Below are 12,783 nucleotides of genomic sequence, written 5' to 3'. Positions count from 1 at the left end.
GGGTGGGATGGAATGCTGGCAGGAGACCCCCTTCCCCGACCAACGGAGAGACATCGTGGAGAAGATCGTCGTCGTCGACGGAGCCCGGACCCCCACCGGCAGCTTCGGCGGCATGTTCAAGGACGTCCCCGGCTACGAGCTCGGGGCGACCGCCAGCCGGGAGGCGCTGACCCGGGCCGGGGTGGCCGGTGAGGACATCTCCGAGGTCGTCATGGGCTGCATCGGCCAGGTCGGCCCGGACGCCTACAACGCCCGCCGGGTCGCGGTGACCGCCGGCCTGCCCACCAACGTCCCCGCCTTCACCGTCAACCGCCTCTGCGGCTCCGGCCTGCAGGCCATCTGGTCCGCCGCGCAGGAGATGCGGTGGAACGACCTCGACTTCACCCTCGCGGGTGGCGACGAGTCGATGACGCGGATGCCGTTCTACGACTTCGGCGCCCGCAGCGGCTACAAGCTGGGCAACCGGAAGCTGGAGGACGGCACCGTCCTCATGCTCACCGATCCCTTCCACGACATCCACATGGGTGTCACCGCGGAGAACGTCGCGACGAAGTACGGCGTCTCCCGCGAGGAGCAGGACGAGTTCGCGCTCGAGTCGCAGCGTCGTGCCGCGACTCCCGAGGCGCAGGCCGCCTTCGCCGAGGAGATCACGGCCGTCGAGGTCGGGGGTCGCAAGCCCTTCACCGCCGACACGGACGAGCACCCCAAGCCGGACACCACCCTGGAGACCCTGGCGAAGCTGCGCCCGGCCTTCAGCAAGGACGGCACGGTCACCGCCGGCAACGCCTCCGGCATCAACGACGGCGCCGGAGCCGTCGTCCTCGGCCGTGAGTCCGCCGTCAAGGAGCGCGGTCGGACCGGCCTCGTCAGCCTCGAAGCGGTCACCACGGCCGCCATGGAACCGGAGCTCATGGGCTACGCGCCGACGCACGCGCTCAAGGCGCTCTTCGCGAAGACGGGGCTGCAGCCCTCCGACGTCGGCGTCATCGAGCTCAACGAGGCCTTCGCCTCCCAGGCCGTCGCCGTCATCCGCGACACCGGCCTGGACCCGGCGCGGGTCAACCCCTACGGCGGGGCCATCGCGCTCGGCCACCCCGTCGGTGCGACCGGCGCCATCCTCACCGTGCGCGCAGCCAAGCACATGGTGCGCAACGACCTCGAGTACGGCATCGTCACCATGTGCATCGGTGGGGGCCAGGCCCTCGCCGCACTTTTCAGGAGGGTCTGATGACTGAAGTCACCTACACCGTCGCGGACGGGATCGCTCACATCGAGCTCAACCGTCCCGAGTCCGCCAACACGATCGACATGCCCCTCGCGCTCGCGCTCGGGGAGGCCGCGACCAACGCGGCCGAGGACGACACGGTGCGCGCCGTGGTCCTCAGCGGGGCCGGCGCACGATTCTGCGGGGGCGGCGATGTCGCCGCCTTCGCCGGCGAGGAGGAGCCGAGCAGCTACATCCGCGAGCTCGCCCTGACGGCGGACTCGGCCGTGCAGACGCTCGAGTCGATGGCCAAGCCGGTCGTCGCCGCCGTGCAGGGAGCCGTCGCGGGCGGCGGCCTGGGCATCATGCTCGCCGCCGACGTCATCGTCGCCGCGGAGGGCACGAAGTTCGTCTTCGCCTACCCGAACATCGGGCTGTCCCCCGACTGCGGGGCCTCGGGCTCACTGCCCCGGGTCCTCGGGCAGCGCCGGGCGCTGGCCTTCGCGCTGCTCGGTGAGCCGATGTCGGCCGCGGAGGCGGTCGAGCAGGACCTGGTGACGGAGATCGCCGCGGACCCGGGTGCCCGGGCGCGCGAGATCGCCGGGATGTGGGCCGCGGGTGCGTCCGAGGCCTACGGCCGGGCCCGCAGCCTGATGCGCGCGAGCGCGGACCTCATCCGCGAGGAAGTCGGCCAGGACGAGGCGAACATGATCAGCTGGCTGTCGATGAAGTCCGAGACGCGCGAGCGCTTCACGCAGTTCCTGCAGCGCTGACCGCCGCCGCGCCCGGTGGTGGACCGGTGCTCCACGGGCACTCCCGTGACGCACTCGTCCACCACCCGGTGCGCTGCGCGGGTCCTACGCTGGGGCCATGGATGGTGAGACCCGGGCGACACAGGCCCTCAGGGACAGCGGTATGGAGTACACGATCACCCGGCACGGGAAGGTCGGCTCCCTCGAGGAGGCCGCCGCGGCACGCGGTGTCGAGCCCGCGGACATCATCAAGACGCTCGTCGTGCGCCGGGGCGAGGACGACCACCTCTTCGTCCTCGTCCCCGGCGACCGGCAGATCTCCTGGCCGAAGCTGCGCGCCCACCTCGACGTGAACCGGCTGTCGTTGCCGGACAAGGACGTCGCCCGCGAGGTGACCGGCTACGAGAGGGGCACGATCACCCCCTTCGGGTCGCTCACCGAGCTGCCGGTCATCGCCGACAGTTCCATGGCCGGCCGGATCGTCTCCATCGGGGCCGGCGCCCACGGGGTCGCGGCCACCGTCGACGCGGACGCGGCCATCATCCGCCTCGGCGCGGACGTCGCCGACGTCACCGACCCCGCCTGAGGGCCGCACGACCCCAGGGAAACGGTGTGCAGACGCATTTCCCCAGGCAAATGCGCAGGAGGTGGGGGTGCGCGCGAGGTCAGGTCAGCGCGGGGCCATCCGCAGCGCGCCGTCCATGCGCACGACCTCGCCGTTGAGGTAGTCCTGCTCGACGAGCGACATCGCCAGCCGGGCGTACTCGTCCGGGCGGGCCAGGCGCTTCGGGAAGGGCACGCCGGCGGCCAGCCCCTCCCGGAACTCCTCCGAGACCGTCGCGAGCATCGGCGTCTCGACGATGCCCGGCGCGATCGTCAGCACGCGGATGCCGTGCTGGGCGAGGTCGCGGGCCGCGGGCAGGGTCAGGCCGATGATGCCGGCCTTGCTCGAGGCGTAGGCCGCCTGCCCGATCTGGCCCTCGTAGCCGGCGATGGAGGCGGTGTTGATGATGACGCCGCGGGCGTCGTCCGCCAGCGGCTCGGTCTCCGCGATCTGCTCCGCCGCGAGGGTGAGCACGTTGAAGGAGCCGACGAGGTTGATCTGGACGACCTTGGCGTAGGTGTCGAGGTCGTGCGGGCCCTTGCGGCCGAGGATGCGCATCGACGGCCCGATGCCGGCGCAGTTGATGACCGTGCGAAGGGGGACCCCGGCACCCGCCGCGGTGGCCACGGCCTCGCGCACCTGCCCCTGGTCGGTCACGTCCACCTCGACGTACTCCACGCCGTCGACGGCGGGCGCCGCGGCGATGGAGTCAGCCAGGTCGAAGGCGAAGACCTTGGCGCCCTGCTCCGCGAGCGCCGCTGCGGTGGCCGCCCCCAGCCCGGAGGCGCCTCCGGTAACGATCGCGGCGGTGTCCTTGACCTGCATGTCCGTGCTCCTGAAGTCCGTGGGTGCATTCGGTGCGAGCCTAACCGTGGCCGCGGGCGCCGGTGGCGAGACGGTACGACGCGGGTGCGGCCACGGGGGTTAACGTGCCCCCCATGCAGGATCAGCACCGCACCCTCGTTCCGGCCGCCTTCCCCGCACCGGCCCGCAACCCGCGCGAGGTCCTGCTCTTCGGCCTGACTCCCCCGCGCGCCGACACCACGCCCGAGCGCGTCACCGAGATCGCCGAGCGCACCCTCGCCCGGGTCGACGCCCTGCCGGTCGACGCGCTGGTGATCTACGACATCACCGACGAAGCCGACCGCAACCCGCAGCCGCGCCCCTTCCCCTTCGTCGAGATGCTCGACCCGGCGGCCTACCTGTCGGACGGCCTGACCGGGTGGGACAAGCCGGCCGTCATCTACCGCTACGTCGGCAAGTACTCCCCGGACGAGCTGCGCAGCTGGCTGCAGTCGGCGCCCGACAACGTCATGACGGTCTTCGTCGGCTCCTCGAGCAGCGACGCCACCGTCCGCACGAGCCTGCCGCAGGCCGTGGAGATCCACCACGAGACCCGTCCCGAGCTGCCCCTGGGCGCGGTGACGATCCCCGAGCGGCACATCGGGCGCGGCGACGAGCACCAGCGCCTGCTGCGCAAGCAGCAAGGGGGCTCGCAGTTCTTCATCAGCCAGATCGTCTACGACATCGGTGCCGCCAAGAACCTCGCCTCGGACTACCGCTACGCCGCCCGCGAGAGCGGCGTCGAAGTCGCTCCGCTCATCTTCACCCTCTCCCTGTGCGGCTCGGCGAAGACGCTGTCCTTCCTCGAGTGGCTCGGGGTCGAGGTGCCGCACTGGGTGCGCAACGAGATCCTGCACACCGAGGACCCGCTCGACTGGTCCCGCCAGCAGGCCCTCAACGCCGCCCGGGAGCTCGCCGACTTCTGCCGGTACCTGGGCATCCCCTTCGGCTTCAACGTCGAGTCCGTCTCCAGCCGCAGGGTCGAGATCGAGGCGGGCGTCGCCCTCACCCACGAGATCGCTGAGCTGCTCGAGCGCGACTGACCGGAGGCGCCCGTCGGCGCTAGCCTCGGGAGCATGCGCGCCGAACGCCTCACCGACGCCGTCGCCCACCACGCCGAGGGACCGTGCTGGTGGCCGGGCTGGGGCGGCCTGCGCTGGGTCGACATGACCGCCGGCGACGTGCTGCACCTGACCGACTCCGGCGCGGTGGGCCGCACCCACGTCGGTGACGTCGCGGCGATGATCCGGCCCCGGAGCGTCGGCGGCGCGGTCATCGCACTCGAGCGCGGCCTGGGGTTCGCGGACGAGGACTGGCGGGTGGACCCCCTTCGCCCGATGTGGACCACGGACGCCGTCCGGATGAACGAGGGCGGCGTCGCGCCCGACGGCAGCCTCTACGTCGGGTCGATGGCCTACGACCAGGCGAAGGGTGCCGCCCGCCTCTACCGCGTGCATCCCGACGGCCGCGTGGAGACCGCGCTGGAGTCGGTGACCGTCTCCAACGGCATCGACTTCGCCCCCGACGGCAGCCGCGCCTACTACAACGACACCCCGACCGGGGCGATCACGGTCTTCGACTGGTCGCCGGAGGGCGGGCTGGAGCACGGCCGGGTGTTCGCGGAGGTGGACGGCTTCCCCGACGGCCTCACCGTCGACGGCGAAGGGGGCGTGTGGACGGCCGTCTTCGGCGGCGGCCGGGTCGAGCGCCGGGCTCCGGACGGGACCCGCGACGCGGTGGTCGAGGTCGGGGCGCGGCAGGTGACCGCGTGCACCTTCGGCGGCGCGGACCTGGACGAGCTGTACATCACGACCTCCCGCGAGGGGCTCGACGAGGGCGAGGACCCCGCGGCCGGCTCGCTCTTCGTCGCGCGGCCGGGCGTGCGGGGGAAGGCGGTCACCCCCTTTGCGGGATGAGGGAATGCCTCCTGACCTGCTGCTGTTAGACTAGTTGACGGTTCAACCAAGCAGTGGAGGAAGCAATGCAGTTCGGACTCTTCTCCGTCGGCGACGTGACGACGGACCCCACGACCGGCCGCACGCCGAGCGAGGCCGAGCGCATCTCCGCCATGACGCAGATCGCGCTGAAGGCCGAGGAGGTCGGGCTCGACGTCTTCGCCACCGGGGAGCACCACAACCCGCCCTTCGTCCCGTCCGCGCCCACGACGCACCTGGCCTTCATCGCCGCGCAGACGCAGCACCTGAAGCTCTCGACCGCGACCACCCTCATCACGACGACGGACCCGGTGCGCATCGCCGAGGACTACTCCTTCCTGCAGCACCTCTCGGGCGGGCGGGTCGACCTGATGATGGGCCGCGGCAACACCGGCCCGGTCTACCCGTGGTTCGGCAAGGACATCCGCCAGGGCATCCCGCTGGCGATCGAGAACTACCACCTGCTCCGCCGCCTGTGGCGGGAGAAGAACGTCACCTGGAAGGGCCAGTTCCGCACGCCCCTGCAGGGGTTCACCACCTCACCCTTCCCGCTGGACGACACCCCGCCCTTCGTGTGGCACGGCTCGATCCGCTCCACCGAGATCGCCGAGCAGGCCGCCTTCTACGGCGACGGGTTCTTCCACAACAACATCTTCTGGAACATGGAGCACACCGCCCAGATGGTGGACCTGTACCGCCGTCGCTTCGAGCACTACGGGCACGGCTCCGCCGACCAGGCGATCGTCGGGCTCGGCGGCCAGGCCTTCATGGCCGCGACCGAGGCCGAGGCCAAGCGGACCTTCCGCCCCTACTTCGACAACGCGCCGGTCTACGGGCACGGGCCGTCGATGGAGGACTTCACCGCACAGACCCCGCTGACCGTCGGCACCCCCGAGATGGTCATCGAGCGCACGCTGTCCTTCGCCGACTCCGTCGGTGACTACCAGCGCCAGCTGTTCCTCATGGACCACGCGGGCCTGCCCCTCGAGATGGTCCTCGAACAGGTCGAGATGCTCGGCACGGAGGTCGTCCCGGTGCTGCGCGCGGAGTTCGAGCGGCGCCGTCCCGAGCACGTGCCGAGCGAGCCGCCGACGCATGCCTCGCTCGTCGCGCAGGGTCCGGACGGCCCGCACCGCAAGGTCGTCCCCTCCCCCGTCGCCATCGCCCGCGAGGAGGAGAAGGCCGAGCGCGAGCAGGCGAAGGCGGGCGCTCGATGAGCCGCCGCCTCCTCGTCATCAGCGCCGGGCTCTCCGAGCCCTCCAGCACCCGCCTGCTCGCCGACCAGCTCGCCGACGCCACCCGCGCGGCCGTCGGCGGGCGGGGCGAGTCGGCGCAGGTCGAGACCATCGAGCTGCGTGAGCTCGCCGTCGAGATGGCGCAGACGCTGGTCTCCGGCAACCGGCCGACTCCCGGCATGGTCGATGCGAAGCGGAAGATCGCCGCCGCGGACGGGATCATCGCCGTCACGCCGGTCTTCACGGCCAGCTACTCCGGGTTGTTCAAGACCTTCGTCGACCTGCTCGACCCGACCTCGCTCACCGGCACGCCGGTGCTCCTCGCCGCGACGGCCGGCACCCCCCGGCACAGCCTCGTGCTCGAGCACGCGATGCGCCCGCTGTTCGCGTACCTGCGGGCGGTCGTCGTGCCGACCGCGGTGTTCGCCGCCACCGAGGACTTCGGCGGTGACATCGACCTCGAGCGCCGCGTGCACCGTGCCGCCGGCGAGCTGGCCACCCTGGTCGTGGCCGAGCGCACCGGCGTCGCCGGCTTCGCGCCGACGGGCGAGGAGGACGTCGAGCCCCTCGGGCCGGTCACCGACTTCTCCGAGCTGTTGCGGGGGCACGACGGGGGCTGAGCCGGTCTCGGTGCGGCTCGTGGAGGTGACCCGCAGCCGGCACTCAGGCTGGTCCCAGCCAAGCGGGGCAGACTTCCTCGCAGAGCACGCGACGAAGGTTTACCTGTTTCCTCCTACGTCGTCGTCGTTCGCAGTCGGCCCCGCCACCGACCCTGGGGTGGTGGGTCCGACACACGTCGGATGTAGCCCCGTGCGACGGACCGCCACCCAGGCGGTCCCCCGTCCCACGGGGCTACATCCATGTCGGGCCACGGTCCGACTCGCCGCAGTCGATCACACCGCGGCAGGGGCAGGCTCAGCCGCGTCGCAGCCGCCGCGCGACGGACCCGGGCAGACCCGCGGCGGCCGCCACGCCGAGCACCGCCTTCGGCTCGTAGCCCACGCGCCAGAGGCCCCCGTGGGCCGCGGCCTCGCTGAAGAGCTCCTCGGGGTGCGAGCGCACCGGCGCTTCACGCACGAGGTCACGCACGAGCAGCGCCGCCATCAGCGGACGGACCGTCTCCGGACGGAAGACCTCGACCCCGAAGTGGTGCGCCCCGCCGTACGCCGCGCCCAGCACCGGGTTCTTCGTCACCGAGCGCGTCCACGTGGCCGGTGCGACGTTGAAGGACACCCGCTGCCCCGCGCCCTCGGCGGCCACCCCGCGCCACCGCTGGAGCCGCTTGGCGATCGCGTAGTTGGGGCCCTGCTGGGGCACGAGCACGTCCGCGATCCCCGGCTGCCCCTCGTGCGCGTCCCGGTAGGCGGGGGCGAAGAGCCTGCCCCGACCCAGGGCCCGCAGGGGCGCCTGGAGCGACGCGATGGTCGGGCCCCGCGAGTCCCAGCGGGCGCGGGCGGCCGCGACGACCTCCGGCGGCACCACGAAGGCGTCCGTCGGCGTGGCCAGCCACCCGAGCGCGGTCCCGGCGTCGTCGGCGGTCAGCTCGTCCATGATCAGGTCCATCGCGGCACTGACGCGCACGTGCACCCCGGAGTCGGCGTAGGCGTGCATCCCGACAGCGAGGGGGTCGTCACCGCGCTCGCGACGGATCCACTCGAGCACCTGGCCGGGCTGGTGGACGACGTCGGCGCCGGAGTCGCCCGACCCGTCGACGGGGAAGGTCAGCGTGCCCGCGCCGCGGGTGGCCAGGCCCTTCTTGTGCCGCCAGGCACGACTGCGGGGCAGGTCGATCGCCATGACGTCGGCGCCCCAGGACAGCAGCGACTCGAGCGGCCCCATCTCGGCGCCGGCCCCGACGAGCAGCACCCGCCGGCCGGGCAGCGTCAGCCACTCCGGGTGGTCGATGACCTCGCCGACCGCCGTGGCGAAGGAGGGCTCGACGAGCTGGCGGTCGACCCAGGACGCGAGCTGCCCGCGCAGCTCCTCGCCCTCGAGCACCCGCCCGTCGAGCGGGACCCGCAGGGTGGTCTCCGGGGCGGCGGTGCCGCGCACGGTCTCGGTGCCGAAGGGGGCCGCACCGGCAGGCATCGTCGGCGTCGCCTCCTCGAGGGGCACCTCGGTGCCGGAGGGGTCGACGAGGACCATCCGGCGACGCATCGAGGCCAGGCCGTCGGTGGCTATCCGCGCGGCGCGGTCGGCGGAGCCGGCGCTGGCGGCGGTCACCGCGTGGACGAGGTCGACATAGTCCTTGCGCCACTCGCGGGAGCCGTCGATGCGCTCGGCCAGGGCCGCGTCGACGCCGCGCACGGAGTCGGCGAGGACCCCCTTCGTCGTCGTGGTCGTTGACCGTCTGCCCTGGTCGTCGGCCGGGAAGTGGACACCCGCGGAGGTCTCGTCGCTCATGGGCCCATCCTTGTGTCAGCGCTCACACGGGAGCAAGTTCCACCACGGGCCACCGCAGCTGCTTGGGCTCCTGCGAACACCCCCCGCAACTGCTTGGGCTCCTGCGAACACCTCCCGCAACTGCTTGGGCTCCTGCGAACTCCGGTGCGAGAACGGTCAGGGCCGCGGGGTCAGGGCCGAGACCACGTCGGCCGCGTCGACCTCCGAGCCGAGCCGGTCGACGCGGACGCCGGCGTAGAGCGGCGTGTACGCGGTGTCCCCTCCGCCAGGCCCGCGGCGTGCTCGGCGCGGGCCTGCTGCGTCATCTCGTCCTCGCGCCCCGCCCAGGCCTCGACGAAGTCCGTCGCCACCGCCCGGCCACCGAACTCCCGCGGCCAGTCCAGGCCCTGCGCGACGTCGTGGACGCGGGAGTACCTCGTGTACGCCGCCCTGCCGATCGCGGTGCGCGCCGCGTGCGGGCTGTCCGCCTCGCGGCAGGTGAGGAAGGCAGTGCCGCACCAGGCCCCGGCCGCCCCCGCCGCCATCACCCGGGAGACGTCGGCCGCGTCCGCGATGCCGCCGGCCGCCAGGACCGGACGGTCGGTCTCCTCGAGGGCGAGCGCGAGGATCTCCTCGGTGGCCATCTCGTTGCGGCCGTGTCCGCCCCCTTCGCCCCCACGGGCCACGATGACGTCGGCACCGGCTGCCGCGGCCGCGGCGACATCGGCGGCGTTGCCGACCTGGCAGGCCACGGCGAACCCCGCCTCGCGCAGCACCCGGGTCGGCTCGGCGAGCTCGCCGAAGGAGACCGAGACCAGCGCCGGCCGGGAGTCGCCCTCGAGCGCGAGGATCGCCTCGAGCTGGGTGCGCAGGTCCGGCACCCAGGCCATCAGACCGATGCCGAAGGGAGTGGCCCCCTCCCCCGCGATCGCCGCCTGCTCGCGGATCCAGTCGGGCGACGAGGAGCCGCGGGTGCCGATCATCCCGAACCCGCCGGCGATGGAGACCGCGTGGGCGAGACGGCCGCCGGCCACGCCGGCCATGGGTGCCAGGACGATCGGGGTACGGATGCCGAAGGTGTCGGTGAAGGCGCTCATGCCTCCCATGATGCGCCCGGGCCCCTCCTACACTCACCCCATGACCCCTCGCCTGCTCCCCCTCGTCGCCGCTGCCGCCCTCGTCCTCCCCGGGTGCAGCGGGTCCGGGAGCGAGGACGGCGAGGGCGGCGGTGGCGGTGGCAGCAGCAGCAGCAGTGGCGCCACCGAGTGCCCGCCGGCCGACGGGAGCGCGGAGCGGGTCACGCAGTTCGAGCAGGCGCCGCCGATGTGCATCGACGAGTCGACGGACTACGCGGCGACCCTCACCACGGACGCCGGCGACATCGAGGTCGACCTGCTCGAGGGGAAGGCGCCGACGACGGTCAACAACTTCGTCGTCCTGGCGCGCTACCACTACTACGACGGTCTGACCTTCCACCGCGTCATCCAGGACTTCATGGCGCAGGGTGGCGACCCCTCCGGTGACGGCAGCGGCGGGCCGGGCTACCAGTTCGACGACGAGCTGCCCGAGGCCGGTGAGTACGAGGTCGGGTCGGTCGCGATGGCCAACGCCGGCCCGGACACCAACGGCTCGCAGTTCTTCATCGTCACCGGCGAGGCGGGCGTCGGCCTGCCGCCGAACTACAGCCTCTTCGGCACGGTCACCGGCGGGATGGACGTCGTCGAGACGATCGAGGCCGACGGCTCGACCGGCGAGGGCCCGCCGGAGACGGTCCACACCATCGAGAGCGTGACGATCACCGAGGAGTGAGCCGTGGACGAGGTCCTGGTGGAGAAGGTGCTGCGGGCGGTCGAGCTCGTCCCGTCCGGCCGCGTCATCTCCTACGGCGACATCGCCGCCCTCGTCGGCACCGGCCCGCGCCACGTCGGCACGATCCTGCGCGAGTACGGCGGCGGCGTCGCCTGGTGGCGGGTGGTCAACGCCGCCGGTGACCCACCGAAGCACAAGCGCCAGAAGGCCTTCGACCACTGGCGCGGCGAGGGCATCCCGGTCAAGCCGAACGGCCTCGGCTGCCGGATCGCCGAGCAGCGCGTCGACCTCGAGGAGCTCGCGCGGGCACACGCAACCGCCGTGGCCGACCTGCGCTGAGGCACGGGGCAGCTCTCAGCGGACGATGAGGCAGCGTCGGCCGGCTCAGGCCGCCGTCCGCACTGACCACCTTGGGTGACGAGTACGCGCAGGTGGTGCGGACGGTGCGCCAAGGCCGACGTTGCCTCACCGTCCGCGGCACCAGACCCATGCGCCCTCAGCGTGGCCGCACGTGGCGCATCTGCTCCAGCGCGACCGCAGCCACGGCGCCGACGACGAGGACACCTGCAGGCAGGAGCATCGACTCGGCGAAGGCGGCCGACAGGGACTCGGCGACCTGCGGTGGGAGGCCGGAGGCCCCCTTCGCTGCTGCGCCCTCGGCTCCACCGGCGAACTGCTCCGCGGCTCCCGGCCCCAGGTGCGCGGCGATCCGGGCCGACATGACCGCGGCGATGGCCGCCGAGCCGATGACCGCCCCGACCTGCCGGGTCGCGTTGTAGATCCCCGCTCCCGCGCCGGCCTGGTGCAGCGGGAGGTTGCGGTTGGCGGTCGTCGCGAGCGGGCCCCAGACGCAGGCGCCGGTGATGCCGATGAAGGCGACGGCGATGAGGACCGCCCACAGCGGGGAGTCCGGTGTCATCAGCGCGGCGAGGACGAAGAGGGTGACCGCGAAGCCGCCGAGACCGACGGTGGGCAGCACCCGCGGGTGGATCCGGTCGACGAGGTGGCCGACCCGGCGTGCGAGCACGATCGAGGCGATCGCCTGCGGCGCGATGACCACGGCCGCCCCGGTCGGGGTGAACCCGCGCACCGTCTGCAGCCAGACGAGGAGCGGGAACATCATCGCGGTGACGGCGAGGCTCATCATCGTGATGGCGACGTTCGACAGGGAGAAGTTGCGGTCGGTGAAGAGGGTGAGCGGCACGAGCGGCTCCTCCGGCCCGCGCGCCTGCCAGCCGACGAAGACCGCGAGCACGAGGACCCCGGCGCCGATGAGCACCGGGACGGTGACCGGTCCGACGATGCTGCCCCAGTCGTGACCCTCGCCCTCCTGCAGCCCGAAGATCACGAGGAAGAGCCCGACCGCGGAGAGCACGACCCCGACCCAGTCCATCGCGTGCGCGTGGGTGCGCAGGGAGGGCACGAGACGCACAGCCATGACCAGGCCGATGACACCGACGGGGACGTTGATGAAGAAGATCCACTCCCACCCCAGCGCGTCGAGGAGCAGGCCACCGAGCAGCGGGCCGACGAGAAAGGCCACGCCGGCGGTGGCGCCCCACAGGGCCATGGCCGACCCCCGTCGCTCCGGCGGGAAGGTCCGGGTGATCACGGCCATCGTCTGCGGGGTCATCAGCGAGGCACCCAGGCCCTGCACGACCCGCGCGCCGACGAGCCAGTGGATCGTCGGGCTGAGCCCGCACGCGAGGGAGGCGAGCGTGAAGACCGTCAGGCCGACGAGGTAGACCCGCTTGGGGCCGTAGCGGTCACCGAAGCGCCCGGTGATCAGCAGCGGCACCGCGTAGGCGAGCAGGTAGGCGCTCGTCACCCACAGCACCGGCTCGATCCCCGCGTCGAAGGACGACATCAGCGCCGGCGTCGCGATCGAGACGATCGAGACGTCGACGAGGATCATGAAGAAGCCGATGACCAGCGCCCACAGCGCCGGCCACGGGTTGTCCGGCAGCGGCTCCGGTGCCGTGCGCACCGTGCTGTCCGTCATGGGCACGACGGTAGCCGG

At 72.6% G+C, this 12,783-nt stretch carries 13 protein-coding genes; 9 read left to right on the top strand and 4 right to left on the bottom strand.

Translation table 11 applies throughout. The features are described from left to right. Positions 1-7: 7 nt before the first annotated feature. From PVE36_RS00490 to PVE36_RS00480, 3 genes are all read left to right on the top strand, one after another. Positions 8-1,228, top strand: coding sequence for a thiolase family protein (locus tag PVE36_RS00490; RefSeq protein WP_277453884.1), 1,221 nt, complete (start codon positions 8-10; stop codon positions 1,226-1,228). Beyond that, complete coding sequence (locus tag PVE36_RS00485) at positions 1,228-1,977, top strand: enoyl-CoA hydratase/isomerase family protein (RefSeq protein ID WP_277453883.1); 750 nt, start codon at positions 1,228-1,230, stop codon at positions 1,975-1,977. Before PVE36_RS00490 ends, PVE36_RS00485 begins: the two co-directional genes overlap by 1 nt. A 97-nt stretch (positions 1,978-2,074) precedes the next feature. Further along, entirely contained in the window at positions 2,075-2,542 is a 468-nt protein-coding gene (locus PVE36_RS00480) for a YbaK/EbsC family protein (protein ID WP_277453882.1), read from the top strand. A gap of 84 nt (positions 2,543-2,626) precedes the next feature. On the opposite strand, the gene PVE36_RS00475 is transcribed toward PVE36_RS00480, so the two are convergent. Then, positions 2,627-3,385 (bottom strand): SDR family NAD(P)-dependent oxidoreductase, encoded by a 759-nt coding sequence (locus PVE36_RS00475; protein WP_277453872.1) that lies wholly within the window; start codon positions 3,383-3,385, stop codon positions 2,627-2,629. A gap of 113 nt (positions 3,386-3,498) precedes the next feature. Between PVE36_RS00475 and PVE36_RS00470 the strand changes: the two genes are divergently transcribed. From PVE36_RS00470 to PVE36_RS00455, 4 genes are all read left to right on the top strand, one after another. Beyond that, a complete protein-coding gene (locus PVE36_RS00470) occupies positions 3,499-4,446 on the top strand; it encodes a 5,10-methylenetetrahydrofolate reductase (protein WP_277453871.1) in 948 nt (315 codons plus the stop codon). A 33-nt stretch (positions 4,447-4,479) separates the two neighbouring features. Then, complete coding sequence (locus PVE36_RS00465; RefSeq protein WP_277453870.1) at positions 4,480-5,319, top strand: SMP-30/gluconolactonase/LRE family protein; 840 nt, start codon at positions 4,480-4,482, stop codon at positions 5,317-5,319. A 65-nt stretch (positions 5,320-5,384) separates the two neighbouring features. Beyond that, positions 5,385-6,554 carry an LLM class flavin-dependent oxidoreductase gene (locus PVE36_RS00460; RefSeq protein WP_277453867.1) on the top strand — a complete coding sequence of 390 codons (1,170 nt, stop codon included), beginning with the start codon at positions 5,385-5,387 and terminating at the stop codon, positions 6,552-6,554. Further along, the gene (locus PVE36_RS00455) at positions 6,551-7,192 is read left to right on the top strand and encodes an FMN reductase (protein ID WP_277453866.1); all 642 of its coding nucleotides are present in this window, start codon (positions 6,551-6,553) and stop codon (positions 7,190-7,192) included. The genes PVE36_RS00460 and PVE36_RS00455 overlap by 4 nt, the downstream gene beginning before the upstream one ends. 295 nt (positions 7,193-7,487) lie before the next feature. Here the strand turns inward: PVE36_RS00455 and PVE36_RS00450 are convergent, their stop codons facing one another. Further along, positions 7,488-8,975: a hypothetical protein gene (locus PVE36_RS00450; protein ID WP_277453865.1), complete on the bottom strand. Its 1,488-nt coding sequence runs from the start codon at positions 8,973-8,975 to the stop codon at positions 7,488-7,490. 170 nt (positions 8,976-9,145) lie between these two features. Beyond that, on the bottom strand, positions 9,146-10,051 hold the full coding sequence (locus PVE36_RS00445) for a nitronate monooxygenase (protein ID WP_277453863.1): 906 nt from the start codon (positions 10,049-10,051) through the stop codon (positions 9,146-9,148). Positions 10,052-10,091: 40 nt separating this feature from the next. Here PVE36_RS00445 and PVE36_RS00440 point away from each other — a divergent pair, with 40 nt between their 5' ends. Then, the gene (locus PVE36_RS00440; protein ID WP_277453862.1) at positions 10,092-10,763 is read left to right on the top strand and encodes a peptidylprolyl isomerase; all 672 of its coding nucleotides are present in this window, start codon (positions 10,092-10,094) and stop codon (positions 10,761-10,763) included. Positions 10,764-10,766: 3 nt separating this feature from the next. Continuing rightward, positions 10,767-11,102 carry an MGMT family protein gene (locus tag PVE36_RS00435; RefSeq protein ID WP_277453861.1) on the top strand — a complete coding sequence of 112 codons (336 nt, stop codon included), beginning with the start codon at positions 10,767-10,769 and terminating at the stop codon, positions 11,100-11,102. Between the two features lie 157 nt (positions 11,103-11,259). On the opposite strand, the gene PVE36_RS00430 is transcribed toward PVE36_RS00435, so the two are convergent. Beyond that, positions 11,260-12,765, bottom strand: coding sequence for a DHA2 family efflux MFS transporter permease subunit (locus tag PVE36_RS00430; RefSeq protein WP_277453860.1), 1,506 nt, complete (start codon positions 12,763-12,765; stop codon positions 11,260-11,262). Between the last annotated feature and the right edge of the window lie 18 nt (positions 12,766-12,783).

It is taken from the genome of Janibacter sp. DB-40 (genome assembly GCF_029510815.1).
GTDB lineage: Bacteria > Actinomycetota > Actinomycetes > Actinomycetales > Dermatophilaceae > Janibacter.
Note: the sequence above shows the minus strand (reverse complement) of the source record. Positions and strands in the feature narration are given on the sequence as shown.